This window comes from Pseudomonas sp. CC120222-01a (assembly GCF_003097235.1).
Taxonomy (GTDB): Bacteria; Pseudomonadota; Gammaproteobacteria; order Pseudomonadales; family Pseudomonadaceae; genus Aquipseudomonas.
Genome location: NZ_QEQQ01000015.1, coordinates 1 through 25,576 on the forward strand (window position 1 = coordinate 1; position 25,576 = coordinate 25,576).

Genomic DNA, 25,576 nt, shown 5'->3' on the forward strand with positions numbered 1-25,576 from the left:
TTCGAGGTGTTAGGGATGATGAAGGGTTTGGTATTCGGAGCGGCTTGAATCACCAATTCATCTTTGGCGGTGTCCACGCCAGCTTCGATTGGGGGTGCGGACGTTGCCATGAATAGCTGCTCCTTGTAGCGTAGTGTGACTTGAAGGGCACACCCTGGCGCAGGCTTGCTTCTATTGTCGCTTGCTCGCGAGGCATTCCTTATCGGCGCTTGGGTGCTGAAAGGAGGAGGGGTGATTTCTCCCACGGTCTGTACTGCGCGAACAGTCAGAAGCGAGTTATGACCCTCCTCCTCCCTTCAAGTCCTACCATACAAGCGGGTTTACCCGCGAAGAAGCCACCGCGGTGGATGGCACCGGCTTCGCCGGTGTTCGCGGGTAAACCCGCTCCCACAGGGTCCGAGTCAGGCCCGATCAGTGGCTGTGCTTGCCACTCAAGGCCGCATGAAAGTTGGCGCTCTGGCGCAGGTATTGCTCGGTGTAGCTGTGGGTGGCCGTGGCCTTGCTGCTGTCGGCATGGGCATGGGCCGGCAGCACGACGGAGGCGGAGATGGCGGATGCGGCAATCACGGGGAAGAGATTGAAGTTCATGGTGGCTGACCTCGACGTGTGTGGTTTGACGTTCAGCCGCTTGGGCCTTGGGTCAAACTTACGCCGCTGAGGTCGCCCGCAGAAATTCATTGCGCTGGTAAGGGTTATCACCGCTATCGATAGTCAATCGATGAACTTGAGATCCGAGGGCGCATCCTGCTTGAAGTTCTGCACCGTCTCGCCGAGCTTGCCGCTGCGCGGGTCGCGGCGCATGACCACGATCTGGTTGCTCTTCTGGTTGGCCACCAGCAGGAAGTTGTCGCTCGGGTCGAGGGCGAACTCCCGCGGGTGGTCGCCATCTACCGAGCGGCGCTGCAGGAAGGTCAGCTGGCCATCGTCCTTGCCCACGCTGAACACCACGATCTCGTTCGCCGTGCCGCGGTTGCTGACGTACAGGAAACGCCCGTCCGCCGACAGGTGCAGGCCACCCGAGGCCTTGGCGGCGGCATCCTGCTGCTCGGTCAGCGGCAGGCGCTGACGCTCCAGCAAGGCAGCGTCCTTGACGTCGAACATCACCACTTCACCGCTCATTTCCAGCGTCAGGTAGGCATGCCGGCCTTTGGCATCGAACAGCAGATGACGCGGCCCGCTGCCGGGCGGCAGGTCCACCGACGCGGGGATCGCCGGAGTCAGTGGGTGATCGGCGCTGGCACCGTCGTAGCGATAGATGAAGACCTTGTCGGCGCCCAGGTCGCAGGCATACACATGCAGGCCATCCGGTGACAGCACCAGCGAATGCACGTGGGCCCCGGCCTGGCGCTCGGGGTTGACGCCACTGGGCTTGTGCCGAAGCTGCTGCACCACGTCCTTGAGCTTGCCATCCTTCGCCACCGGGATCACCACCAGGCTGCCGCCCGGGTCGGGGGCGACGGCGTAGTTGGCGACGAACAGGTAGCGTTGGTCGCGGCTCAGGCTGGCATGGGTCGGCTCATCGCCACGGCTGGCCACCTGGTTCAGCGGCTTGATCTCGCCCTTGGCACTGACGCTGAAGCTGCTGACTTGGCCGTTCGGGGTTTCATTGACCGCGAACAACTGGCGCTGGTCGGCTGACAGCACCAGCCACGACGGGCTGACGCTCTTGACCACCTGTTGCGGCGTCGGGTCGATCTGCCCGGTCTTGCTGTCGAACGCGTAGCGGTAGATGCCCTGGCTCTGGCCATCGGTGTAGCTGCCCACCAGCAACGTGGCGGCGTGGGCGGTGATTGTCAGGCTCATCAGGCTAGCGGTCAGCAGGCTCGTCCAGATCCGGTTCATCGTCGTCTTCATCCGGGGCGCGAAAGGCACTCATACAGACTAGACGATGCTCGCCCTGGGCATCGGCGAGTTGCCATTCATCATTGGCACCGACGGCGGCAGCGATCTGCTCGGGGGTGAAGGACCAGCGACGTAGTTGGCGGCCGTCCATGCACTCGATGGTCAAGCCGGAATCGTCGCAGGTGAAATCGAAGGCGTGCAGGCCGTCGATCAGGAGCATGTCGCAGGATGCGAGGGCGGTGGCGAGGGGAGACATGGTAATACCGATCAAAAATGAGCCGGCAGTATAACCTTTGGGGCTGCTTTGCAGCCCTTTCGCGACACAAGGCCGCTCCCACAGGAGACCGCATGATTTCAAATGGATGCGATCCACTGTGGGAGCGGCCTTGCCGGGGCGCCGGACCGGTCGGAAAGGGCCGCAAGGCGGCCCCCTGCGATTCAATGGGCGAAAATGGAGCCCCCTTCCTTGCCCACCATCTTCTCCGGCTTGATCAGGAACCGTGCCAGCGCCGGCAGCAGCCACAGCGCGCCAAACATGTTCCATAGCAGCATGAAGGTCAGCATCAATCCCATGTCGGCCTGGAACTTGATCGCCGAGAAGATCCAGGTGCACACGCCGATCGCCAGGCACAGGCCGGTGAACAGCACCGCTTTACCGGTCGAGCGCAGGGTCTGGTAGTAAGCCTCCTGCAACGGCAGGCCGGCACGCAGGAAGCTTTCCAGGCGGCTGTAGATGTAGATGCCGTAGTCCACGCCGATGCCCACACCCAGGGCCACCACCGGCAAGGTGGCGACCTTGACGCCGATGCCCATGAACGCCATCAGCGCGTTGCCCAGCACCGAGGTCAGCACCAGCGGCAGAACGATGCACAGGGTCGCGGCGAACGAGCGGAAGGTGATCATGCACATCACGGCCACGCAGAGGTAGACCAGGATCAGGATGGTCAGCTCGGCCGACTTGATCACCTCGTTGGTGGCCGCCTCGATCCCGGCGTTGCCTGCCGCCAGCAGGAACTGCAGGCCCTCCTTGTCATGGCTGTCGGCAAACGCCTTGGCCACCGCGGTAACGCGCTCCAGGGTCTCGGCCTTGTGGTCGTTGAGGAACACCAGAACCGGCGCCAGCGAGCAGTCGGCGTTGTACAGGCCGTCGGCACGGGCGATGGAATTGTTGAGGATGTCCGGGTTGCGCGACAGCGTCTCCCACTTCAGGCTGCCCTCGTTCATGCCCTTGATCACCTGCTTGGACACGGTCACCAGGGAGATCGCCGACTGCACGCCGGGGGTGTTCTGCATGGTCCACATCAGCTCGTCGATCGGCGCCATGGTCGAGTGGATCGAGCAGCTTTCCGGCGGCGTCTTGACCATGATCACCAGCACGTCCGAACTGGTCGAGTAGTTGCTGATAATGAAGTTGTTGTCCTGGTTGTAGCGCGAGTCCGGGCGCAGTTCCGGCGCACCCTGGTCAAGGTCGCCGATCTTCAGGTTCTGGCTGTACCACAGTCCGCTGGCGAAGGCGATCAATGCCAGTGTGATCGACACTGGGGCCACCTTGGCGCTGGCGAAGTTCGACAGCAGGCGCCAGAACGGGTGCTCGCGGGTCGCGTCCTTCTTGCTGCGCTCGATGGCCTTCTTGCTGATGCCGACGTAGGAAATCGCCACCGGCAGCAGGATCAGGTTGGTGAACACGATCACCGCCACGCCGATGGACGCGCCGATGGCCAGCTCGCGGATCACGCCAATGTCGATGATCAACAGGGTGATGAAGCCCACGGCGTCGGCGAGGATGGCGATCATCCCCGGCAGGAACAGCTGGCGGAAGGTGCGCCGGGCGGCGGTCAAGGCATTGTCGGCGTCACTGGACTGCAAGGCGATGCCGTTGATCTTCTGCACGCCGTGGGAAATGCCGATGGCGAAGATCAGGAACGGTACCAGCATCGAGTACGGGTCCAGGCCGAAGCCCACTGCGTGAATCAGGCCCAGCTGCCAGACCACCGCCACAAGGGTGGTGATGAGCACGGCGATGGTGCTGCGGATGCACCAGGTGAACCAGTACAGCAGGACCCAGGTGATCACCAGGGCCACACCGAAGAACATCGCCACCATCACCAGGCCGTCGATCAGGTCGCCGACCTTCTTGGCGAAGCCGATGATGTGAATCTTCACGTTGGGGTTCTGCGCCTGGAACTTGTCGCGGATCTTCTCTTCCAGCTGGTGCGAGAACTGCTGGTAATCCAGCTTGACCTGCTTGCCGGGGTCCTGCGGGTCAGGGAAGCTTTCCAGCAGCGGAATGTCGACGATGCTGGACTTGAAGTTGTTGCCCACCAGGCGCCCGACCTGGCCGGACTTGAGCACGTTGTCGCGCAGGGTATCGAGGCTGTCCTGGGAGCCGTTGTAGGTGTTGGGGATGACCTCGCCACCGGAGAAGCCTTCCTCGGTGACCTCGCTCCAGCGCACGCTGGGGCTCCACAGCGACTTGAGGCCTGCTCGGTCGACCCCGGGGATGTAGAACACCTCGTCATGGATCTGCCGCAGCGTTTCCATGTAATCCTTGTCGAAGATGTCGCCATTGACCGCCTCGACCGAGATACGCACGGTATTGCCGAGGTTGGCCAGGTCGTTGCGGTGCTCCATCATCTGCTCGATGAACGGGTGCTGCAGCGGGATCATTTTCTCGAAGCTGGTCGAGGGGCGGATCTGCGTGGCCTGCCAGAACAGGAAGATGCTGACCAGCAGGCACAGGGCGATGACCACCGGCCGGTTATTGAAGATCAGGCGTTCGAGCAGCGTGGCCTTGTCCTGATGGTGCGGGTGCATGGTGATGCTCTCCCTGCTGGTCATGGACGCACCTCCTTGGCAGCCGGCTCTGCGCCTTCGGCGTTGGCCAGGTGCACGCCCCCCTGCCCCACCAGCAGCAGTCCGCCATTGGCCAGGCCACTGACACCGGCCAGGGCGATACGGTCGCTGCGGTTGTAGACGCTGAAGGTCTGGCCATCATCGGTGCTGCGCAGCACGCTGCCGCCATTGCCGACCAGCACCAGGCTGCCATCTTCGACAAGCGTAGCGCCTGCCAGGCCGAATTCGAGTTCGCCACGGGTGGCCTTGAGCTCGATTGGCTGCCAGCTGTCACCGAAGTCGCTGGAGCGGAACAGGTTGCCGCGCAGGCCGTAGGCCAGCAACGTATTCGCCTTGGCGGTACCGATCACGCCGAACAGCGAGCCCTCGTAGGGGCCCTGGACCTTGGCCCAGGTCTGGCCGTCGTCGCTGGAGCGGTACATGCCGCCCTGCTCGCCGACGATGAACAGCCCAGCGTCGCGCACCCGGGTGATGCCGTTGAGGTGGAGTTGGTCGGGGTTGTCCAGGCGTTCGGCGATGTCCTGCCAGTGCTGGCCGCCGTCGCGGGTTTCCAGCAGCGCGCCGTAGGCGCCCACGGCAAAACCGTGCTGGGCGTCGAGGAAGGTGACGTCCAGCAGCGGTGCTTCACGGGAAAGGTCTTCGAACTGCTTGCTCCAGGTGGCGCCACCGTCGCTGCTGGCGAGGATCTGCGCATCGTGGCCGACCGCCCAGCCACGTTTGTCGTCGAGGAAGAACACGGCGGTGAGCAGCTGCCGGGTCGGCACCCGGGCCTGGGTCCAGGTGCTGCCCTGGTCGTCGGAGAACAGAATGTGGCCACGATCCCCCACCACCACCAGGCGCTTGCCGGCATGGGCAGCGCCAATCAGCAGGCTCTGGCTGGCCTTGGCTGATTCGGTCGAGTATTCGTCGGCGGCAGCGGCCTGCGCGCTGTCGGCCCACATCCCCAGTGCCAGCGCCAGCATCGCGCCGGCCGCCAATGGCCAGGCACCACGCCTGGCCTGCGTCATCACCCGCTGCTTCATGACCATCCCCTGTTGTGTTCTTCTTGGTGGGTCTGTGCTGTGAAAAGCCTGTTTTAGAGGCTTGGGGGGATCGTATCGGGGAAGGTTGCGCGATTACAACGCGCGGGACGTTATGTTTTGTTAACCGCCAAAAAAGCTGGGGCCGCTTTGCGGCCCTTTCGCGACACAAGGCCGCTCCTACAAGGGAATGCGAGTCCCTGTAGGAGCGGCCTTGTGTCGCGAAAGGGCTGCACAGCAGCCCCAGGATCTACCAGGCTTACGCCAGGCTCTTGCTCACCACTTCATACACATCGCTGGACAGCGCGCCGGACGCGAGAATCCGCTCCAGCTCACCCTTCATCAGCACCTGCCGCGCATCGTCATACTTGCGCCAGCGGGTCAGCGGTGCCAGTTGGCGCGAAGCAATCTGCGGGTTCAGTGCATTCAGCTCGATCACCAGGTCCGCCAGGAAGCGATAGCCCGAACCGTCGGCGGCATGGAAGTTGACCAGGTTCTGCCCGGCAAAGGCACCGATCAGCGCACGCACCTTGTTCGGGTTCTTCAGGGTGAACGCCGGGTGCTGCATCAGCGCCTTGACCCGCGCCAGCCCGCCCGGCAGCGCGCTGGCGGCCTGCACGCTGAACCACTGGTCCATGACCAGCGGGTTGTCCTTGAAGTGCTCGGCGAAGGTCTCCAGGGCCTTGGCACGCTCGGCTTCGAACGGCGAGTTGACCAACACGGCCAGCGCGGTCAGGCGCTCGGTCATGTTGTCGCATTGCTCGAACTGCTCCAGGGTCGCTTCCAGCACCTGCGGCTTGCCGCTCTGCATCAGGTACGACAGGGCGATGTTCTGCAGGCTGCGGCGGGCGAAGTGTTCGGCGGCGGCCACGTAGGCGGTGTTGCGCGACACCTCGCGGTTGGCCTGGTAGCGCGCCCAAAGGGCGTCGAACAGCTGCTCGGCGATCTGCTGGCGGGCGAACTCGCGGGCGGCGTGGATGGCATCGACGTCGGCCACCTGGCTGATCTCGGTCAGGTAGGCCTCGCCTGGCAGCGAGAGCATCTCGGCGACCATGGCGGGGTCCAGCGACGCATTGCCCAGCACGGTACCGAGCGCGGTGATCAGGCGTTGGTCGAGTTTCAGCGCTTCGCCGCGCTGATGCTGGCCGATCAGCTCCTGCAGCACCTGCACCGACAGCTGCTGGCCGGCTTCCCAGCGGTTGAAGCCGTCGCTGTCATGCTGCATGAGGAACATCAGCTGGTCACGGTCGTACGGGAAGCTCAGCTTGACCGGGGCGCTGAAACCGCGCAGCAGCGACGGCAGCGGCTTGGCCGCGATGCACTGGAAGGTGAAGGTCTGCTCGGCCTCGGTCACCGACAGCACACGCGAGGTGCCCACGGCGGCAGCTTCGCCAGCCAGTTGCAGCGGCAGGTCGTTGCCTTCGGCATCGAGCAGGCCCAGTTCGACCGGGATCACGAACGGCAGCTTCTCGGCCTTGTCCGGGGTCTGCGGGCAGCTCTGGCGGAAGGTCAGGCTGTAGGTCTGCGCGGCGGCGTCATAGGCCTCGCTGACGTCCAGGCGCGGGGTGCCGGCCTGGCTGTACCAGCGCTTGAACTGCGTCAGTTCGACGCCGTTGGCGTCCTCCATGGCCTTGATGAAATCATCGGTGGTCACGGCCTGGCCATCGTGGCGTTCAAAGTACAGGTCGCTGCCCTTGCGGAAGCCGTCTGCACCCAGCAAGGTGTGCACCATGCGCACCACTTCGGCGCCCTTCTCGTACACGGTCAGGGTGTAGAAGTTGGAGATTTCGATGAAGCTGTCCGGGCGCACCGGGTGGGCCATCGGGCCGGCGTCTTCGGCGAACTGATGGGTGCGCAGGTAGGCGACGTCCTCGATGCGCTTGACCGTGCGCGAGTTCATGTCGGCGCTGAACTCGGCATCGCGGAACACCGTGAAGCCTTCTTTCAGCGACAGCTGGAACCAGTCGCGGCAGGTCACGCGGTTGCCCGACCAGTTGTGGAAATACTCGTGGGCGACCACACCCTCGACGCGCTGGTGGGCGGCATCGGTGGCGGTTTCGGCGCGGGCCAGCACACAGCTCGAGTTGAAGATATTCAGGCCCTTGTTTTCCATGGCGCCCATGTTGAAGTCGTTGACCGCGACAATCATGAAGATGTCCAGGTCGTACTCGCGGCCGTACACTTCTTCGTCCCAGCGCATGGACTTCTTCAGGCTGACCATGGCGTGGTCGCACTTGTCGATATTCTCGGGCTCGACGTAGATGCGCAGCGTCACATCGCGGCCAGACTGGCAGACGAATTTGTCTTCGACGCACCAGAGGTCACCGGCCACCAGCGCGAACAGGTACGCCGGTTTCTTGAACGGGTCTTCCCAGGTCGCCCAGTGGCGGCCATCTTCTGCCGGCCCGCTGCCGATCGGGTTGCCGTTGCTCAGCAGCACCGGATAGCGATGCTGCTCCGCGATCACCGTGGTGGTGAAGGTGCTCATCACGTCCGGGCGGTCGAGGTAGTAGGTGATCTTGCGGAAGCCCTCGGCCTCGCATTGGGTGCAGAACATCTTGCCGGACTTGTACAGGCCTTCCAGCGCGGTGTTGCTTTCCGGGTGGATCTTCACGCTGGTGTCGAGGGTGAAGCGCTCGGCCTTGGGATGGACCGTCAGGCTGTCGGCTTCGAGCTGGTAGTCGCTCGCCTGCAGTTCGACATCGTCCAGCGAGGCGCGCAGCAGCTCCAGCTGCTGGCCGTCCAGTTCCAGCGGCGGCAGGCCGGCACCGCGTGCCGGGTTGCGGCGCATGACCAGTTGCGCGTGGACCAGGGTGTGGTCCTCGAACAGTTCGAAGGTCAGGTGCGTCTCGTCGATCAGGTACTCGGGCGCCTGGTAATCCTTGAGGTAGATCACTTGCGGTTGTTCGGTACGCATGTGCAGGTCCTTTTTACTGGAGCACGGCCAACTGGTAGGCCGTGTACTTGCGAATATTGATCACGCCGGTGTCGAAGATCAGGTACTGGCCCTTGATGCCCAGCAGCGTGCCTTCGGCCACCGGGTCCTTGTCGAGGTTGAAGCTGACGATCTTTTTCGGGTACGCCTCGACCGGGTAGCGCATTTCCACCACTTCGGCGTCAGGCAGCGGCTGGATCGCCTGCAGGCCGAAGCGGCCCTGCAGCTCGCGCAGGCCGTCGGCGCAGGCGTCGAAAATCTGATCGCGGATGGCGGGCAGGTCGAGCACTTCGGCGTCGCCCTTGAGCAGCGTGCGCCAGTTGGTGCGGTCCGGTACCTGGCTGCGCAGGATGTCTTCGACCAGGCCCGATTGCTGGCGGGTGGCCACGCGCATGATCGGCAGCGCCTGGCTGGCACCCTGGTCGAGCCAGCGGGTGGGCAGCTGGGTGGCACGGGTGATGCCGACCTTGATCCCCGACGAGTTGGCCAGGTACACCACATGGTCGGTCATGCAGAACTGTTCGCCCCACGACGGTTCACGGCAGGTGCCGGCGTCGTAATGGCATTTCTCCGGGGCCATGATGCACACGTCGCACTGGGCCAGCTTGGTCATGCACGGGTAGCAGTAACCCTGGCTGAAGCTGGTCTTGGTGCGCTTGCCGCAATGGCTGCAGTGAATCGCGCCGAGGTATTCCAGGCGCAGGCGCTGGCCAATCAGCGGGTTTACTGGCACCTGGGTGTCATCCAGGCGGAAGCTGTATTGCACCACGGGTGCCTGCAGGCTTACCGCCATCTTGCTCAAAGAGCCACGAGCGAGTTCGATCAATGTACCGAGTCCGACTTGAACAGAATGTTGGCGATGGGTGCGGACTTCGACGCGCATTCCTGCGGGCCCATGTAGCCGGTGCGCTGTTCTTCGGGCAGGTTCTTCATCTCCCAGGCGATCACCGCCTGCAGCGACAGTTCTTTCTGCTCGGCGGTGAGCTTGCGCCCGTCCGACCATTTGCCGATTTCCACGGCCAGTTTCAGGCTCTCGTAGATTTCCGGGGTAATGTTTTCGATCATTTGCGCGAAAGTGGACATAGTGTCTCCTGATTCAAGCCGACAGTTTACGCCGGGCCAGCGCCCCGCCCAAGAGCCCGGTCAGGCATCCGATGAGCAGCCCGCCGACGTGGGCGGCATTGGCGATCTGGCCGAAGCCGAGCTGGCCGACCACGCCGGTCAGGCAGATCACCAGCCAGATCAGCATCATCACCAGCACGCCCTTGGGCAGGTTGAAGTGGGGGTTGGGTGCCAGCCACTGGTACAGCCAGACATGGCCGAGCAAACCGTAGAGCACGCCGGACAGGCCGCCGAACAGGCTCGGGCCACTGGTGTAGTGCTGGGCCAGGTTGGACACCAGGCTGAACAGCAGGGTCAGGCCCAGCAGCAGCCAGGGGCCCTGGCGCAGCTCGATGCGCTTGCCCAGCTCCCAGTACCACAGGCCGTTCATGGCCAGGTGCAGCACGCCAAAATGCAGCAGCATGGGCGATACCAGGCGCCACCACTGGCCTTCGGCCAGGCCCTGGGCCAGCGGGGTGAAATGCAGGTAATCACCCTGGACGCGGAAGTCGAGGAAAGTGAACCAGCTGATGGCGTTGAGGTTGTCGCCCAGGCTGGTAAGGCCGGCGACGATCAGGCACAGGACGAGGACGGTGGCGGTGACCTTGCAGGCTTTGGCCTGGTCGGCCAATGAGGGCTGTGTGGGGGCCATCGCGGATAAATCCGCTCCTACATCGGCGTTACCGTCGGGGAAGCGCTGGTACAGTTCGCGCACGTCGGCAACCAGGGTGTCGGGGGCCCAGAGCACTTGCTCCTCACCCTCCTCGCTGACCCGGTGCGGGACCTGCAGGCGCTGTAGCAGGTGGACGAAGCCGCTGAGGTCGACCGCCAGCGGCAGGCGCATCACTTCGATGATTTTCATTGGTTGGCCTGCAGGCGTTCGACGTCGACCCAGACGAACTTGTGCGGGTCGATGCGGGTTTCATCATCCAGCCGGTAGGCCGCCAGCTTGCCGTACAGCACCGCGCTGTAGTCCAGGCAGGCCAGGTTGGCGCGGATCGGCGCCGGGCGGCCGCTGCGCCAGTAGTGGCCGACGAACAGCAGCGGTTCGTCTTCGGCGTAGCGCAGCAGGGCATTCTTTTCGGTATGACTGAGTGGCGTGCGGGCAACCTCGTCGGGCAGCGCATCGGGCTGGAAGACGATGTCGCCGTAGGTCTGCGGGTCTTCTTCCCAGAACTTGGTGCGGAAGAAGGCACGGGTCAGGCCGTCGCCGCCGGTCAGGGTCAGGCCGTCCGGCAGACGCATGTCGGTGCCGCGCAGCAGGCGGTTGCACACGGTGGCGGCAAAGCTGCCGGACACCGCCGACGCCTGGATGAAGTGCTCATCGATGCGCCCGCCCGGGTACTGCTGGCGCAACGGTTCGATCAGCCGCGGGTCCCAGCAGGCATGCACCAGGCGGAAGCGCCCGGCGTCGACGAACAGTGGCATGTCGTAGAACCACTGCACGAAGTCGTGCCAGTCGCCGGGGTGGTGGGCGAACTGGGTCAGGGTTTCGTCGATCAGCCGGGCGTGGCGCGGGGTGTGTTCGCGCACGAACGACTTGCCGCTGCCAGGCAATGCCGGGGTGACCCAGCCCAGGGCGTTGTACTCGTGGTTGCCCATGATGCAGAACGCCTGGCCGGCCTCGACCATGTCATGCACGATGTGCAGCGCCTCGCGGATGCGCGGGCCACGGTCGACGATGTCGCCAAGGAACAGGGCCTGGCGCCGTGGGTGACGCCAGACGCCGCCGACCCGTTTGTAGCCGAGGGCGTCGAGCAGGCGTTCGAGGGTCAGTGCACAGCCGTGCACGTCACCGATGATGTCGAAACTGCGCGCCGGATCGAGCATCAGTCGTCCCTGCCTCCCAGGCGGCTGCCCCAGCCGAGTTTGGTGCGACACACCTCATAGTAGTTGTGGTCGAGCGGATGGATCAGGCGCAGCTTCTGCGGTTTCTTGCTCACCGTGATGGTGTCGCCCGGGGCGCAGGTGAAGTGGTTCTGGCCGTCGCAGGACACTTGCGGGTAGATCTGCAGGTCCTTGGACACAACGATCTTAAGCTCGCTGTTGCCGTCGACCACGATCGGCCGGCCCGACAGGGTATGCGGGTACATCGGCACGATGACGATGGCGTCGAGCTTGGGGTGCATGATCGGGCCGCCGGCCGACAGCGCGTAGGCGGTGGAGCCGGTCGGGGTGGCGACGATCAGGCCGTCGGCCTTCTGGCTGCAGACGAACTGGCCGTCGATGTAGATCTCGAACTCGATCATCCGCGTCGACTTGCCCGGGTGCAGGACCACATCGTTGAGCGCGTCGCCCTGGCCGATGGCTTCGTGATGGCGACGTACCTCGGCCTGCAGCAGGAAGCGGTTTTCCACCAGGTAGTGGCCGTCGAGCACCTCGGCGACTTTCTCCTCCAGTTCGTCCGGGCGGATGTCGGTCAGGAAGCCCAGGTTGCCGCGGTTGATGCCCAGCACGGGCACATTGTGCCGGGCCAGGGCGCGGGCGGCGCCAAGCAGGCTGCCGTCGCCACCGACCACGATGACCAGGTCGCAGACCTCCCCCAGCAGCTTGCGCGTCGAGGTTTGCAGACCGTGGCCGGGCAGCACTTCGGCGATGGTGTCCTCGAGGATCACGTGCAGGTGGCGCTCGAGGAGGAATTTTTTCAGTCGGCGAATGGTGTCGAGCACCTGCGAGCTGCCAAGGCGGCCGATGATACCGATATTGCGAAATTGCTCCATGGGGCTCCTGCGAGGCTCTGCGGCGGGGTGACGATATCGCGATTATGGGCGAAACGACCGGGCAGCGGCAAACCGGCTATGCTCGCAGCATGATGCCATTTGCCGAGCTCCATGAGCTGTCCCGCCGCTTGCGCCGCCCTGCCGTGCGCGACCTGGCCTGGACCCTGCTGTCGCCCGCGCTGCTGAGCGCCCCGCCCTGCCCCCAGCGCCATCCGCTGGCGGGCAGCGCCTGGGTGGGCGATCCGCAACGCTTGCAGGACTGGTTGCACGCACTGGATGCAGATGATCTGCCCTTGCGCGAGTGGTTGGCGAAGATCACCAGCCGGCGCTTGGGGCTGTACTACGAAGGTCTGTGGCAGTTCGCCCTGCAGCAGGCGCCCGGGGTCGAGCTGTTGGCGTCCAACCTGGCGATTCGTGCGGGCGGGCGAACCCTGGGCGAGCTGGACATTCTGCTGCGCGATAGCGAAGGCACCCATCATCTGGAGCTGGCCATCAAGCTGTACCTGGGGCCGACCGAGGACGACGGACGCGACCCGACGCACTGGCTCGGGCCTGGCTGCCACGACCGGCTCGGCAGCAAACTGGCACACCTGGCCGGGCACCAGCTGCCCATGTCGGCAGACGCGCAGAGTCGCGCAGCGCTGGCCGCCGTGGGGGTCGATCAGGTGCAGGCGCACGTGTGGCTGGGCGGTTATCTGTTCTATCCGTGTCCGGGGCACGCCGAACCGCCTGCGGGTGCCAATCCCCTGCATTTGCGCGGGCGCTGGCTACGCCGGCAGAACTGGGCAGCAACAGCAGACGAACGCTGGCAACCGTTGCCGCGACATGCCTGGCTGGCACCGGCGCGGGCAGAGCCAGATGACTGCTGGACCGTGCCGCAGTTCGAGGCCTGGCTGGCGCGGTTGGACGAGCATGCCCCCGCGCAGTTGCTGGTCAGACTGGAGCCGGATGGCGCAGGCGCGTGGCAGGAGGTCGAGCGCATGTTTCTGGTGGCTGACAGTTGGCCACATTTGCCAGACAACAGAATTTTCACAGATCCAGCGCAAAGATTTGTTTCAAATAGCCATTAGAGTGCTATCTGAGCGCCAGCAAGAGCGCTATTCCGACCTGATGACGAGGACCGATCATGGTTTCATCCACCCCCGCGCCCCATTACGCACGCCTGTCCATCGCTCTGCATTGGCTGATGCTGGTGCTGCTGGCCGCCGTATACGCCTGTATCGAATTTCGCGGCCTGTTCCCCAAGGACAGCGTCGAACGCAACCTGATGAAAGACCTGCACTTCATGCTCGGGCTGAGCGTGTTCGTGCTGGTCTGGCTGCGCCTGGCCGTGCGCCTGACCCGCCCTACCCCGCCGATCATGCCCAAGCCACCGGCGTGGCAGACCGGCCTTGCGCACCTGATGCACCTGGCGCTGTATCTGCTGATGATTGGCCTGCCCCTGGCCGGCTGGCTGATCCTCAGCGCCGCCGACAAGCCGGTGCCGTTCTTCGGCCTGGAGCTGCCGCACCTGATCGGCCCGGACCCGGACCAAGCCAAGTTCATCAAAGGCTGGCATGAGCGGGTGGCGACCTGGGGTTATTGGCTGATCGGACTGCACGCACTGGCCGGGCTGTACCACCACTACGTGCAGCGCGATAACACGCTGCTGCGCATGTTGCCCTACAAGTAACCACGACGGCCCTGCAGGCCGCCGGTGTGGACGAAGATCAGACGGGTACCGGGCGCGAACAGCCCGGCCCCGACCTGATCGCGCAGGGCCAGCAAGGCCTTGCCGGTATACAGGGCTTCCAGCGGCACGCCACTGTGCCGCTCGCTCTCGGCGATGAACGCTAGCAACTCATCATCGAATTTGCCGAAGCCGCCGCGGCAGGCGTCGTGCAACTGGTAGCCCTGTATGCCGGCCAGTTCGGTGACGGTTTCCGGCACGCCGTGATCCATTGGCACCGCCAGAGCAGCATGCACGGGGTGTTCTCCTGCCTCGGCAAGAACCAGGCCTGCCAATGTCGTACCGGTGCCAGCAGCCAGCCACCAGGCGTCGTAGCCCGACCATCCCAGCGCTGACAGCTGCGAACGGGCCTGCTCGACGATCAGCGCGCAACCTTCGGCACCCGCCGCCCCGCCACCGCCTTCGGGGATGCAATGCCAGCCTGGATAACGGGCCTGCCAAGGCTCCCAGAAACCCGGTTCATGGCGTGCCCGATAGCCGCCATAGCCCAGCCAGTGCACTTGCATACCCAAGGCTTGCAAGTCGCGCACTGTGGGGGTGTCTTGCGGGTGGCCGCGCAGCAGGCCAACGGTGGCAAAGCCGAAGCGCTTGCCGGCGGCGGCCAGGGCGTGGAGGTGGTTGGAATGGTTGCCGCCCAGGCTGATCAGGCCGGGGGCGCCTGCGGCATCGGCATGCTGCAGGTGATGGCGGAGCTTGAACCACTTGTTGCCACTGATCAGGGGGTCGATCAGGTCCAGGCGCAGGATCGCGGCTTCTACTTTGGCTTTTGCCAGCCAGGGTAGATTCAAGTGCTGTAGCGGGGCTTGAGGTAAATGCATGGAGCGGAGTTTATCAGTGAAATCCCTGGGGGCGCTTCGCACCCCTTTCGCGACACAAGGCCGCTCCCACAGGTCCAGCACAAGCCTCAAAGGCTGCGGTACTCCTGTGGGAGCGGCCTTGTGTCGCGAAAGGGCCGCAAAGCGGCCCCCGGCGATCTCAAAGTTCAGCGGCCAAACGAGAGCCTTGGTTGATCGCCCGCTTGGCATCCAGCTCGGCCGCCACATCGGCACCACCGATCAAATGCACCGACTGCCCCGCCGCGACCAGCCCTTCATGCAATTCACGCAACGGATCCTGCCCGGCGCAGATCACCACGTTGTCCACGGCCAGCACCTGCGGCTCTCCTTCGCCAATGCGAATGTGTAAACCAGCGTCATCGATCTGCAGGTATTCGACACTATTGAGCATCTGCACCTGCTTGTTCTTCAGCCCGGTACGGTGAATCCAGCCAGTGGTCTTGCCCAGCCCATCACCGACCTTGGATTTCTTGCGCTGCAACAGGTACACCTGCCGCGCCGGCGCATGCGGCTCGGCCGTGATCCCGGCAACGCCACCGCGTGCCTCCAGGTGGGTATCGATCCCCCATTCCTTCCAGAACGCCTCACGGTCCTGGCTGCAGGCCACGCCCTGGTGCACCAGGTACTCGGACACGTCGAAGCCGATGCCGCCCGCGCCAATCACCGCGACCGACTTGCCCACCGGCTTGCGCTCGAGCAGCACGTCCAGATAGCTGAGCACCTTGGCATGCTCGACACCAGGAATGGCTGGGGTACGCGGCGCAATACCGCTGGCCAGGATGATCTCGTCATAACCACCGCCGACCAGCGCCTGCACATCGACCCGGGTATTCAGGCGCAGATCGACGCCGGTGCTTTTCACCTTGTTGCGGAAATAGCGCAGGGTCTCGTAGAACTCTTCCTTGCCCGGTACCCGCTTGGCGACGTTGAACTGCCCGCCAATCTCGCTGGCGGCATCGAACAGCGTCACCTCATGGCCACGTTCGGCCGCCACGGTGGCCGCTGCCAGGCCCGCCGGGCCGGCACCGACCACGGCAATGCGCTTCACCGCACGCACTGGCAAGTAGTTGAGCTCAGTCTCGTGGCAGGCGCGCGGGTTGACCAGGCAACTGGTCAGCTTGCCACCGAAGGTGTGGTCCAGGCAGGCCTGGTTGCAACCGATGCAGGTGTTGATCTCGTCAGCGCGCCCTTCGGCCGCCTTGTTGACGAAGTCCGCGTCGGCGAGGAACGGCCGGGCCATGGAGACCATGTCGGCATCGCCCTCGGCCAGCACCGCTTCGGCCACGTCCGGGGTATTGATGCGGTTGGTGGTGATCAGCGGAATGCTCACCGCGCCGCGCAGCTTGGCGGTGACCTTGCTGAACGCCGCACGCGGCACCTTGGTGGCGATGGTCGGGATGCGCGCCTCATGCCAGCCGATGCCGGTGTTGATCAGCGTCGCACCGGCCTGCTCGACGGCCTTGGCCAGCAGCTCGATTTCGTCCCAGCTGCTGCCGCCCTCGACCAGGTCGAGCATCGACAGGCGGAAGATGATGATGAAGTTCGGCCCGACCGCATCGCGCACTCGGCTGACGATCTGCACCGCCAGGCGCATGCGGTTCTCGTAGCTGCCACCCCAACGATCGGTGCGGTGGTTGGTGTGGGCGGCGAGGAACTGGTTGATGAAGTAGCCTTCGGAGCCCATGATCTCGACGCCATCGTAGCCGGCACGCTGGGCCAGCACGGCGCAATTGACGAAGTCGGCAATCTGCTTCTCGATGCCCGCTTCGTCCAGCTCCTTGGGCTTGAACGGGTTGATCGGTGCCTGGATCGCGCTGGGCGCTACCTGGCGCGGGCTGTAGGCGTAACGCCCGGCATGCAGGATCTGCAGGCAGATCTTGCCCCCGGCTTCATGTACAGCCTGGGTGACGATGCGGTGCTTGTCAGCCTCTTCCTCGGTACTGAGCTTGGCAGCGCCGGAATACACGCCCCCTTCATCGTTCGGGGCGATACCGCCAGTGACCATCAGGCCGACGCCACCTCGGGCGCGCTCGGCAAAATACGCCGCCATGCGCTCGAAACCGCCCGGGCGCTCCTCGAGGCCGGTGTGCATCGAGCCCATCAGGGTGCGGTTGCGCAAGGTGGTGAAGCCCAGATCGAGCGGGGCCAGCAAATGCGGGTAGCGGTCGGCAGCCATGGTAGGTTCCCCAGGTGGCGTGATCACGGAGTGCGGGTACCTCTGCGGGCCCCGTCGTTTATCTGCCTGCGACATTAAACAGCCGTTTGAACGCGCTCAATGATCGAAACTGACAACTTATTGATCCTCCCGCGCAGCAGGACTACCCTAGGGAACCCTCGATTCCCAAGGCGCTGTACCGCTTGATGCGAAAACTCCTGGCAGGCGCTTTGGCGCTGGTAATGATCGCCGCTCTCTGCGGCTACGTTTTCTGGACCCAACAGCGCCCGGAAGGCCACTACCTCTCCGATCTGCGCATCGACCTGGCGCTCAACCATGGCGTGCCTGGCGAGCATGGCAACCTGCTCGGCATCGAACCGTTGCTGTTCCCCAGCGACTACCAGAACCTGCAACGCCTGCACCGCAAGCTTTCCGCCTACCTGGAACAGGCGCGCGCCCAGGGCCTGGTTGGCCCGCGCACGGTCGTGGTGCTGCCAGAACACATCGGCACCTGGCTGTGGGCGCGTGGCGAGAAGAATGAGCTGTACCAGGTCACCCGCAACCGCGACGCCGAGCAGTGGCTGGAACTGAGCAACCCCCTGCGCTATGGCCTGGCCATGCTGAGCGCCAATGGCGACGATCGGCGCGCCGATGCCCACCTGCGCATGAAGGCCCAGCAGATGGCCAGCGACTATCAGCAACTGTTCGGCGGCCTGGCCAAGGAGTTCGGCGTAACCCTGGTGGCGGGCTCGATCGTGCTGCCCGCCCCATACGTCGAACAAGGCGTGCTGCACATTGGACACGGGCCGCTGTTCAACAGCAGCCTGGTGTTCGCTGCAGACGGCTCGCCGCTTGGCCAGCCGCAACACCAGCAATACCCCGACAGCGAAACACGGCGCTACATCCACCACGGCCGGCATTTCCCGCTGCAGGTGCTACAGACCCCTGCCGGGCGCCTCGGCGTGCTGATCGGCAGCGACAGCTGGTACCCCGAGAACCAGCGTCAGTTGCAGCAACAGCAGGTCCAGTTGATCGCCAACCCTGTATTCCTCAGCGGCAAAGGCAGTTGGGATGAACCCTGGCGCGGCAATCGCCACCAGGACGCCGCTGCCGAGCTGCCCCTGCAACGCGGCGAAGTCAGCGAGCAGACCGCCTGGCAGCGCCTGACCGAGGCCGCTGGTGACAGCGTCAGCAGCATGAGCGTGTTCATGCGTGGGCAGTTCTGGGAACAGGGCAGCGACGGCCAGGGCTTTGCCCATCAGGCAGGCGAGTTGCTGGCGGGGCCTCCCAGCCACGGTGCGCGCCTGCTGAACCTGTGGCTGTAGGCACATGAGCCGCCCCCGCGTACGCCTGGGCGACCTTTCGGTGGGTTTCGTCCAGCCCCTGGCCGAAGCCCTGCGCGAGCAAGGTCATGATCCGGCTCCGCTGTTGCAGCAATACGGGCTCGATGCCGCCCGCCTGGCCGAAGCTGGCGCACGCCTGTCGATCCCGCGCTACATGCACCTGGGCCATGCGGCCATCGCCCTGTGTGGCGAGCCAGCGCTGGGCCTGCGCATGGGCCGCCTCAGCCGCCTGGCCCAGGCAGGGCTGGCCGGCGTCACGGCAGCCCAGGCCCCTACCCTGGGTGAGGCGGCACGTACGCTGCTGCGTTTCGAGCCACTCTACGCCGCCAACTACCGTGGCCATTCCAGCTATCAGGAAGACCCTCAAGGCGCGTGGCTGCGTTTCTACTCGATCAGTCCGTACAACGACTACAACCGTTTCGTGGTCGATTCGCTGCTGGCCGGCTGGCTGGCGCAGCTTGCCGCCCTGGCTGGCGCCCCCTTGCAGGCCGAGCGCCTGGAAGTCGAATTCGATGCACCCGGCTACGCCGCCGGGTATCAGCCCCTGTGCAGCACTCCCGTGCAATTCGGCGCCAGCGCCAACCGCTTGCGGCTGAGCCGCAGCACGCTCGAACAGGCCAACCCACAGCACTGCCCGAGCACCTTCGATCACCTGCTGCAGTTATGCGAAGCGGAAATGCTCCAGCGCACCCGCGTGCGCAGCCTGGGCGAGCGCATTACCCACCTGCTCGGGCCGTTGCTCAATGGCGGCCGGGAGCCTGACCTGGAAGAAGTGGCCTTGCACCTGCAACTGCCCACCTGGACGTTGCGGCGCAAACTGGCCGAAGAAGGTACACGCTTTCGTGACTTGCTCAACGACACACGACGCGACCTTGCCGAAGCCTACATCCGCGATACGGAGCTGGCTTTTGGCGAGATCGCCTATCTGTTGGGGTTTGCATCGGCAGAGGCCTTCCAGCGCGCATTCAAGCGCTGGACGGGCCTTACGCCGGGGGAGTTTCGCCGCAGCCAGCGGCGGGCAGGTTAAAGCTCTGTAGCGTCGTCTGCCGGTTCTGGCGGATCCAGTTCGTAAGCCTGAAACTCGAGCAGCTCTTCCTGATAGTCATCCATCGCCCTGCGTCCTCTTCTCATCTGTCTTCGTTGGTCATGTCTTCAACCTAAGCGGGCCAGGTGAAGGAATGATGACAAGCTCATGAGAGGTAAACGTAGCAGGTGTTCAGGAACTTATCGCCGCTCATCTGTAACAGCGAATTAAAGCGACGAAGGTTCCGCCTGCGCAGGCTGAGCGTCTTGCTGCACTTGAATCGGAGCGGCTTCCGCTGGCGGTGCCACCGGTTGCGAACTCTGGCTATCATCGACCACCGGTTTGGCCACGGCTTCACTGGCAGGTGCAACCGCCGCAGGTGCCGGAGCGGCGTCAACCAGGGGTGCAGCCGCTGGCGCTGCAACGGCCGGAGCCGCCGAGGCCTGCTCCGGCAAGCCCAGGTCAGGTGCTGGCTTTTCGGGCTTGGCCACAGGTGCTTCGACCTTGGCCTTGGCGACCTTCTTCGGCTTCGGCAGGAAACTTTCCACCAGGGCGAAGTAGCGGTCGTAGAACTGCGCCGCCGTCACCGTCTCGCTGGCGACCTTGACCATCGAGTCGTCGCTGGAGCCGATCGGCATCGATACCGAGCCGAGCACGCCGACACCCAGGCTGGCCGAGCTGTTGGACTTTTTCAGGCTGTAGCGGTCCTGCAGAGCGTTGGCAAACATGGTCGAACGCTTGTCGTCGTTGACGTCGGGCGCACAGGTCACGTTGAAGCTGATCTGCAGGTGGTTTTCGCTGTTCTGCTGGAAGCTCTTGTTGCCCATCACCTGGTTGGCGCCACTGCTGGTGATGATGTAGCCCTGGCTGAGCAACGCACGACGAGCCGCTTCGCAGGAGCCGGCATCGGTCACCGGGAAGCTGCGTGAGTAAGTCCCCGAGTCGTCGAAGTTCTCGTGCTCGTAGATGGCGGCTTTCTTCGAAGAGCAACCGGTCACGCCCGCCAGCACCAGGGCCAGCCCGAGCGCACCAAAGACGGATGATCTGGTCATTGCGAATTCCGGGTAAGTCAAAAAGAGGCCTATTGTGCATCACTGCAGGCAAGCACAGGAACCGTTGATCGGTGAAGAGTCTGTCAGGATCGTGTAAATCTGGGCGCCGGCAGGGCGCAGAAACGAAAAAAGCGACCCGAAGGTCGCTTTCTCGTTGCTTCAAGGCGTTCAAGGGGCCTTGAAGCGAAGATGGCGCAGCGGACGGGACTCGAACCCGCGACCCCCGGCGTGACAGGCCGGTATTCTAACCGACTGAACTACCGCTGCGTATCATTCAGGCTTTCGCCCGATTGAAACCTGGGTCTACCCTTCCGGCGCGATGGCCTCAGGGCAGGCACAAAAAAAGCGACGTGTAATCGCTTCATTTGTGTTTGCTTCAAGGTGTTCTAGGGACCTCGAAACGAAGATGGCGCAGCGGACGGGACTCGAACCCGCGACCCCCGGCGTGACAGGCCGGTATTCTAACCGACTGAACTACCGCTGCGCAGTGCGTTTCTCTCCGGCTATCAGCTTCATCAGAAGCGTCCAGCGCTAGAAACAATCTCAGGAAGTGGTGGGTGATGACGGGATCGAACCGCCGACCCTCTGCTTGTAAGGCAGATGCTCTCCCGGCTGAGCTAATCACCCTCGCGATGTTGCTTGTTGCGTTTGCTTCGCTGAGGCCGCGAAATTTACGCAGGTGCCGATGCTAAGTCAATAGCCCCGTTGAATTTTTTTCAAAAAAGGCAAAAACGGAAAAGGGATCTTTCGGTCCCCTTCCCTTACTGCAGCCTGCTCAGGTGTAGATCATCTTGCGGGTCATGCCGCCGTCGACCACAAACTCCTGGCCAGTGACGAACCCGGCCTGGCGCGACAGCAGCCAGGCGACCATGGCCGCCACATCCTCCACCGTCCCTACCCTGCCCGTCGGGTGCTGGGCATGGTCGGCTTCGGTCAAGGGCTCGGCACGGCGCTGGGACGGATCACGGGCATCGATCCAGCCCGGGCTCACCGCATTGACGCGGATCTCCGGGCCCAGGCTCATGGCCAGGGCATGGGTCAAGGCCACCAGGCCGCCCTTGCTCGCCGCGTAGGCCTCGGTGTCCGGTTCGGACTGCCGGGCACGGGTCGAGGTCAGGTTGACGATCGCACCGTTGTGCGCACGCAGGTACGGCGCACAATGCTTGGCCAGCAACATCGGGCCATTGAGGTTGACCGCCAGCACCCGATTCCACTGCGCCAGGCTCAGGCTTTCCAGGGTCTGGTTGTGCGGGTTGGCGATTGCCGCGTTGCACACCAGCGCATCCAGCCGCCCGAACTGGCCGAGCACTTCCGACACCCCGGCACTGACCTGGGCCTCGTCGGCCACGTCCATGGTGATGAACCAGGCATTTTCGCCCAGAGCCTTGGCCACCTTGGCGCCGCGCTGGCGGTCAAGGTCGCTGAGCACCACTTGCCAACCTTCGCAGATCAGCCAGGCGGCAATGCCCAGGCCGATGCCGCGGGCGGCACCGGTGACCAGGGCAACCCGACCGTTATGGCCGGGTACACCGCCGCGGATTTCCATCACAGCGCCGCCAGCCCACGGGCGAGGTCCGCCTGCAGGTCAGCCACGTCTTCCAGGCCCACGGCAACCCGGATCAGGCTGTCGCGGATACCTGCAGCCTCACGCTCCTGCGGCGTCAGGCGGCCGTGGGAAGTAGTGGCCGGGTGGGCGATGGTGGTCTTGCTGTCACCCAGGTTGGTGGTGATCGAGATCACCCGGGTCGCATCGATGAAGCGCCAGGCGCCCTCTTTGCCACCTTTGACCTCGAAACTGACCACCGCACCAAAGCCACTCATCTGGCGCTTGGCCAGTTCGTGCTGCGGGTGGCTCGGCAGGCCGGCGTAATGCACCTTCTCCACGCCCTCCTGCTGCTCCAGCCATTCGGCCAGGATCTGGGCGCTCTCGCAGTGCGCACGCATGCGCAGCTTGAGGGTTTCCAGGCCCTTGGTGAAGATCCAGGCGTTGAACGGGCTGAGGGTCGGCCCGGCAGTGCGCAGGAAGCCCACCACTTCCTTCATCTGCTCGGCACGGCCGGCGACCACGCCACCCATGCAACGGCCCTGGCCGTCGATGAACTTGGTGGCCGAGTGGAACACGATGTCGGCACCCAGCTTGAGCGGCTGCTGCAAGGCCGGGGTGCTGAAGCAGTTGTCCACTACCAGCATGGCACCACGGGCGTGGGCGATTTCGGCCAGCGCAGGAATATCGACCAACTCGGCCAGCGGGTTGGACGGAGACTCGACGATCAGCAGCTTGGTGTTGTCCTTGATGGCCTTTTCCCAGCCAGCGAGGTTGACCAGTGGCACGTAGTCCACCTGCACACCAAAGCGCTTGAAGTACTTCTCGAACAGGCTGATGGTCGAGCCGAACACGCTCTGCGACACCAGCACGTGGTCGCCGGCACTGCACAGCGACATGACCACGGCGAGGATCGCCGCCATGCCGGTGGAGGTGCCCACGGCCTGCTCGGCGCCTTCCATGGCCGCCAGGCGCTCTTCGAACGCACGCACGGACGGGTTGGTGTAGCGCGAGTAGACGTTGCCCGGTGTTTCACCGGCAAAGCGCGCAGCGGCATCGGCCGCCGTGCGGAATACATAGCTGGAGGTCAGGAACAGCGCTTCGCTGTGCTCGGCCTCCGGTGTACGGTTTTGACCGGCGCGCACCGCGAGGGTGTCGAAACCGACACCTTCGAGGTCACTGTCCAGTCGTCCGGCATCCCATTGATCCGTCATGCCGTCGCTCCCAAATCAGTTGTTGTAGAGGTCGATGATCGCGCTGACCGCCTGGTTCTTGACCTTGGCCAGGTCGTTACGGGCCTGCTCGATGCGGTCGAGGTAGGCTTCGTCGATGTCACCGGTGACGTATTCACCGTTGAACACCGCGCAATCGAAGTGATCGATCTTGATCTTGCCGCCACCGACCGAGTCGATCAGGTCCGGCAGGTCCTGGTAGACCAGCCAGTCGGCGCCGATCAACTCGGCCACCTGTTCGGTGGTACGGTTGTGGGCGATCAGTTCGTGAACACTCGGCATGTCGATGCCGTAGACGTTGGGGTAGCGCACCGCAGGGGCTGCGGAGCAGAAGTAGACGTTCTTGGCGCCGGCTTCGCGGGCCATCTGGATGATCTGCTTGCAGGTGGTGCCGCGCACGATCGAGTCGTCCACCAGCATCACGTTCTTGCCGCGGAATTCCAGCTCGATGGCGTTGAGTTTCTGGCGCACCGACTTCTTGCGTGCGGCCTGGCCGGGCATGATGAAGGTACGGCCGATGTAGCGGTTCTTGACGAAGCCTTCGCGGAACTTAACGCCCAGGCGGTTGGCCAGTTCCAGCGCGGCAGTACGGCTGGTGTCCGGGATCGGGATGACCACGTCGATATCGTGCTCAGGGCGCTCGCGCATGATCTTGTCGGCGAGCTTTTCGCCCATGCGCAGACGGGCCTTGTACACCGAGATACCGTCGATGATCGAGTCCGGGCGGGCCAGATAGACGTGCTCGAAGATGCACGGCTGCAGCTTCGGTGCATCGGCGCACTGCTTGGTGAACAGCTGGCCTTCTTCGGTGATGTACACCGCTTCGCCCGGCGCCAGGTCGCGGATCAGGGTGAAGCCGAGCACGTCGAGAGCGACGCTTTCCGAGGCGATCATGTATTCCACGCCTTCGTCGGTGTGACGCTGGCCGAATACCACCGGGCGGATGCCGTTCGGGTCACGGAAGCCGACGATGCCGTAGCCGGTGATCATCGCAACCACTGCGTAGCCGCCGACACAACGGCTGTGCACGTGGGAAACCGCGGCGAACACGTCTTCTTCGGTCGGCTGCAGCTTGCCACGCACGGCCAGTTCATGGGCGAACACGTTCAGCAGCACTTCCGAGTCGGAATTGGTGTTGACGTGGCGCAGGTCGGACTCGTAGATCTCCTTGGCCAGCTGCTCGACGTTGGTCAGGTTGCCGTTATGCGCCAGGGTGATGCCGTACGGCGAGTTGACGTAGAACGGCTGGGCTTCGGCCGAAGTCGAGCTGCCCGCGGTCGGGTAGCGCACGTGGCCGATGCCGATGCTGCCGACCAGGCGCTGCATGTGGCGCTGCTGGAAGACGTCACGCACCAGGCCATTATCCTTGCGCAGGAACAACCGGCCGTCGTGGCTGGTCACGATACCGGCAGCGTCCTGGCCGCGGTGCTGGAGGACCGTAAGCGCGTCATACAGCGCCTGATTGACGTTCGACTTACCGACGATACCGACGATGCCACACATGCGACGCAACCCCTACTTTGATGAAACTTGAACGAACAGCACTCAGGGCTTTGCCGGCCCGAGCAACTGCTCCTTGAATGGAAGATCAGCCGGAGCGCTGATCACCCCACTTGAAGACCACTGATGGGTGAAACCCAGGATCAGGTTTTTCGACCAGTCAGCGACCAATAGAAACTGTGGTATCAGGCGTGATTCCTGCCACCAGGTGTCTTGCTGCACCGGCCCCAGACTGAGCAGGCCGACCGCCACCACCACCAGCAAGCCCCCGCGCGCGGCACCAAAGGCCATGCCGAGGAAACGATCGGTGCCGGACAGACCGGTCACGCGGATCAGCTCGCCGATCAGGAAGTTGAGCATGGCCCCCACCAGCAGGGTGGCGACGAAAAGAATGGCGCAGCCGGCGATGGTGCGCATCGACGGCGTCTGGATATAGCTTTCAAGGTACACCGAAAGCGAACCACCGAACATCCAGGCAACCGCTCCTGCAACGATCCAGATGAGCAGGGACAAGGCTTCCTTGACGAAGCCGCGCTTGAGACTGATCAGTGTGGAGACGGCGATGATCGCAATGATCGCCCAATCAACCAGGGTAAAGGCCACGGTGCTGCCTGCAGACGTTTGAGGCGGCGCATTTTATCAGAGCAAAAGGCCGGGAGTAAGCGGAATGTCAGGTGGATCCCTGAGTCAGG

At 64.0% G+C, this 25,576-nt stretch carries 22 protein-coding genes, 3 tRNA genes and 1 pseudogene; 4 read left to right on the forward strand and 22 right to left on the reverse strand.

The features are described from left to right. The 12 genes and pseudogenes from N430_RS18640 to N430_RS18690 all read right to left on the reverse strand — a co-directional run. Nucleotides 1-110, reverse strand: a pseudogene (locus tag N430_RS18640) (IS110 family transposase); the annotation flags it as partial. A gap of 301 nt (nt 111-411) precedes the next feature. Next, the gene (locus N430_RS29485) at nt 412-588 is read right to left on the reverse strand and encodes a hypothetical protein (RefSeq protein WP_165837364.1); all 177 of its coding nucleotides are present in this window, start codon (nt 586-588) and stop codon (nt 412-414) included. 123 nt (nt 589-711) lie between these two features. Beyond that, nucleotides 712-1,842: a lactonase family protein gene (locus N430_RS18645; RefSeq protein ID WP_178083398.1), complete on the reverse strand. Its 1,131-nt coding sequence runs from the start codon at nt 1,840-1,842 to the stop codon at nt 712-714. Then, nucleotides 1,808-2,098, reverse strand: coding sequence for a DUF5629 family protein (locus N430_RS18650; RefSeq protein ID WP_110638377.1), 291 nt, complete (start codon nt 2,096-2,098; stop codon nt 1,808-1,810). The genes N430_RS18645 and N430_RS18650 overlap by 35 nt, the downstream gene beginning before the upstream one ends. Before the next feature lie 182 nt (nt 2,099-2,280). Continuing rightward, nucleotides 2,281-4,656 (reverse strand): RND family transporter, encoded by a 2,376-nt coding sequence (locus tag N430_RS18655; protein ID WP_110638386.1) that lies wholly within the window; start codon nt 4,654-4,656, stop codon nt 2,281-2,283. Nucleotides 4,657-4,676: 20 nt separating this feature from the next. After that, complete coding sequence (locus N430_RS18660; protein WP_110638385.1) at nt 4,677-5,717, reverse strand: YCF48-related protein; 1,041 nt, start codon at nt 5,715-5,717, stop codon at nt 4,677-4,679. A 256-nt stretch (nt 5,718-5,973) separates the two neighbouring features. After that, complete coding sequence (gene pepN, locus N430_RS18665; RefSeq protein WP_110638376.1) at nt 5,974-8,631, reverse strand: aminopeptidase N; 2,658 nt, start codon at nt 8,629-8,631, stop codon at nt 5,974-5,976. A 13-nt stretch (nt 8,632-8,644) separates the two neighbouring features. Further along, a complete protein-coding gene (locus N430_RS18670) occupies nt 8,645-9,475 on the reverse strand; it encodes a DUF2797 domain-containing protein (RefSeq protein WP_110638375.1) in 831 nt (276 codons plus the stop codon). Next, nucleotides 9,472-9,732 (reverse strand): YeaC family protein, encoded by a 261-nt coding sequence (locus N430_RS18675; protein ID WP_016485539.1) that lies wholly within the window; start codon nt 9,730-9,732, stop codon nt 9,472-9,474. Before N430_RS18675 ends, N430_RS18670 begins: the two co-directional genes overlap by 4 nt. 13 nt (nt 9,733-9,745) lie before the next feature. Then, on the reverse strand, nt 9,746-10,612 hold the full coding sequence (locus tag N430_RS18680) for a rhomboid family intramembrane serine protease (protein ID WP_110638374.1): 867 nt from the start codon (nt 10,610-10,612) through the stop codon (nt 9,746-9,748). Further along, the gene (locus N430_RS18685) at nt 10,609-11,580 is read right to left on the reverse strand and encodes a metallophosphoesterase (RefSeq protein WP_110638373.1); all 972 of its coding nucleotides are present in this window, start codon (nt 11,578-11,580) and stop codon (nt 10,609-10,611) included. The genes N430_RS18680 and N430_RS18685 overlap by 4 nt, the downstream gene beginning before the upstream one ends. After that, entirely contained in the window at nt 11,580-12,470 is an 891-nt protein-coding gene (locus tag N430_RS18690; protein ID WP_103449750.1) for an NAD(+) kinase, read from the reverse strand. The genes N430_RS18685 and N430_RS18690 overlap by 1 nt, the downstream gene beginning before the upstream one ends. A gap of 44 nt (nt 12,471-12,514) precedes the next feature. Here N430_RS18690 and N430_RS18695 point away from each other — a divergent pair, with 44 nt between their 5' ends. Both N430_RS18695 and cybB read left to right on the forward strand, forming a co-directional pair. Further along, a complete protein-coding gene (locus N430_RS18695; protein WP_110638372.1) occupies nt 12,515-13,540 on the forward strand; it encodes a DUF1853 family protein in 1,026 nt (341 codons plus the stop codon). Nucleotides 13,541-13,596: 56 nt separating this feature from the next. Then, on the forward strand, nt 13,597-14,142 hold the full coding sequence (gene cybB / locus N430_RS18700) for a cytochrome b561 (protein ID WP_110638371.1): 546 nt from the start codon (nt 13,597-13,599) through the stop codon (nt 14,140-14,142). On the opposite strand, the gene N430_RS18705 is transcribed toward cybB, so the two are convergent. Then, a complete protein-coding gene (locus tag N430_RS18705) occupies nt 14,133-15,017 on the reverse strand; it encodes a 1-aminocyclopropane-1-carboxylate deaminase/D-cysteine desulfhydrase (protein WP_110638370.1) in 885 nt (294 codons plus the stop codon). The genes cybB and N430_RS18705 overlap by 10 nt on opposite strands. A 157-nt stretch (nt 15,018-15,174) precedes the next feature. Then, the gene (locus tag N430_RS18715) at nt 15,175-17,211 is read right to left on the reverse strand and encodes an NADPH-dependent 2,4-dienoyl-CoA reductase (protein ID WP_110638368.1); all 2,037 of its coding nucleotides are present in this window, start codon (nt 17,209-17,211) and stop codon (nt 15,175-15,177) included. 185 nt (nt 17,212-17,396) lie between these two features. Between N430_RS18715 and N430_RS18720 the strand changes: the two genes are divergently transcribed. Further along, nucleotides 17,397-18,515, forward strand: a complete 1,119-nt coding sequence (locus N430_RS18720) for a nitrilase-related carbon-nitrogen hydrolase (protein ID WP_110638367.1) — start codon at nt 17,397-17,399, stop codon at nt 18,513-18,515. Nucleotides 18,516-18,519: 4 nt separating this feature from the next. Then, nucleotides 18,520-19,560 (forward strand): AraC family transcriptional regulator, encoded by a 1,041-nt coding sequence (locus N430_RS18725; protein ID WP_110638366.1) that lies wholly within the window; start codon nt 18,520-18,522, stop codon nt 19,558-19,560. Nucleotides 19,561-19,784: 224 nt separating this feature from the next. Here N430_RS18725 and N430_RS18730 read toward each other — a convergent pair whose 3' ends face one another. From N430_RS18730 to N430_RS18765, 8 genes are all read right to left on the reverse strand, one after another. Next, on the reverse strand, nt 19,785-20,609 hold the full coding sequence (locus N430_RS18730; protein WP_110638365.1) for a DUF2242 domain-containing protein: 825 nt from the start codon (nt 20,607-20,609) through the stop codon (nt 19,785-19,787). 190 nt (nt 20,610-20,799) lie between these two features. Next, a tRNA-Asp gene (locus N430_RS18735) sits at nt 20,800-20,876 on the reverse strand. A gap of 140 nt (nt 20,877-21,016) precedes the next feature. Continuing rightward, nucleotides 21,017-21,093: transfer RNA gene (locus N430_RS18740), tRNA-Asp, on the reverse strand. 67 nt (nt 21,094-21,160) lie between these two features. Further along, nucleotides 21,161-21,236 (reverse strand) — tRNA-Val (locus N430_RS18745). Between the two features lie 148 nt (nt 21,237-21,384). Then, entirely contained in the window at nt 21,385-22,155 is a 771-nt protein-coding gene (locus tag N430_RS18750; protein ID WP_165837365.1) for an SDR family oxidoreductase, read from the reverse strand. After that, nucleotides 22,155-23,366 carry an O-succinylhomoserine sulfhydrylase gene (locus N430_RS18755; RefSeq protein ID WP_110638364.1) on the reverse strand — a complete coding sequence of 404 codons (1,212 nt, stop codon included), beginning with the start codon at nt 23,364-23,366 and terminating at the stop codon, nt 22,155-22,157. Before N430_RS18755 ends, N430_RS18750 begins: the two co-directional genes overlap by 1 nt. A gap of 15 nt (nt 23,367-23,381) precedes the next feature. Continuing rightward, complete coding sequence (purF, locus tag N430_RS18760) at nt 23,382-24,887, reverse strand: amidophosphoribosyltransferase (RefSeq protein ID WP_110638363.1); 1,506 nt, start codon at nt 24,885-24,887, stop codon at nt 23,382-23,384. Nucleotides 24,888-24,929: 42 nt separating this feature from the next. Continuing rightward, entirely contained in the window at nt 24,930-25,487 is a 558-nt protein-coding gene (locus tag N430_RS18765) for a CvpA family protein (RefSeq protein WP_060508140.1), read from the reverse strand. Between the last annotated feature and the right edge of the window lie 89 nt (nt 25,488-25,576).

Coding starts and splice junctions, on each gene's coding strand:
- N430_RS18730 (WP_110638365.1), bottom strand. CDS start 20,609: ATGACCAGATCATCCGTCTTTGGTGCGCTCGGGCTGGCCCTGGTGCTG.
- N430_RS18715 (WP_110638368.1), bottom strand. CDS start 17,211: ATGGCTGCCGACCGCTACCCGCATTTGCTGGCCCCGCTCGATCTGGGC.
- N430_RS18650 (WP_110638377.1), bottom strand. CDS start 2,098: ATGTCTCCCCTCGCCACCGCCCTCGCATCCTGCGACATGCTCCTGATC.
- N430_RS18675 (WP_016485539.1), bottom strand. CDS start 9,732: ATGTCCACTTTCGCGCAAATGATCGAAAACATTACCCCGGAAATCTAC.
- N430_RS18695 (WP_110638372.1), top strand. CDS start 12,515: ATGGGCGAAACGACCGGGCAGCGGCAAACCGGCTATGCTCGCAGCATG.
- N430_RS18685 (WP_110638373.1), bottom strand. CDS start 11,580: ATGCTCGATCCGGCGCGCAGTTTCGACATCATCGGTGACGTGCACGGC.
- N430_RS18750 (WP_165837365.1), bottom strand. CDS start 22,155: ATGGAAATCCGCGGCGGTGTACCCGGCCATAACGGTCGGGTTGCCCTG.
- N430_RS29485 (WP_165837364.1), bottom strand. CDS start 588: ATGAACTTCAATCTCTTCCCCGTGATTGCCGCATCCGCCATCTCCGCC.
- purF (WP_110638363.1), bottom strand. CDS start 24,887: ATGTGTGGCATCGTCGGTATCGTCGGTAAGTCGAACGTCAATCAGGCG.
- N430_RS18660 (WP_110638385.1), bottom strand. CDS start 5,717: ATGAAGCAGCGGGTGATGACGCAGGCCAGGCGTGGTGCCTGGCCATTG.
- N430_RS18680 (WP_110638374.1), bottom strand. CDS start 10,612: ATGAAAATCATCGAAGTGATGCGCCTGCCGCTGGCGGTCGACCTCAGC.
- N430_RS18690 (WP_103449750.1), bottom strand. CDS start 12,470: ATGGAGCAATTTCGCAATATCGGTATCATCGGCCGCCTTGGCAGCTCG.
- N430_RS18755 (WP_110638364.1), bottom strand. CDS start 23,366: ATGACGGATCAATGGGATGCCGGACGACTGGACAGTGACCTCGAAGGT.
- pepN (WP_110638376.1), bottom strand. CDS start 8,631: ATGCGTACCGAACAACCGCAAGTGATCTACCTCAAGGATTACCAGGCG.
- N430_RS18655 (WP_110638386.1), bottom strand. CDS start 4,656: ATGCACCCGCACCATCAGGACAAGGCCACGCTGCTCGAACGCCTGATC.
- N430_RS18720 (WP_110638367.1), top strand. CDS start 17,397: ATGCGAAAACTCCTGGCAGGCGCTTTGGCGCTGGTAATGATCGCCGCT.
- N430_RS18705 (WP_110638370.1), bottom strand. CDS start 15,017: ATGCATTTACCTCAAGCCCCGCTACAGCACTTGAATCTACCCTGGCTG.
- N430_RS18645 (WP_178083398.1), bottom strand. CDS start 1,842: ATGAACCGGATCTGGACGAGCCTGCTGACCGCTAGCCTGATGAGCCTG.
- cybB (WP_110638371.1), top strand. CDS start 13,597: ATGGTTTCATCCACCCCCGCGCCCCATTACGCACGCCTGTCCATCGCT.
- N430_RS18725 (WP_110638366.1), top strand. CDS start 18,520: ATGAGCCGCCCCCGCGTACGCCTGGGCGACCTTTCGGTGGGTTTCGTC.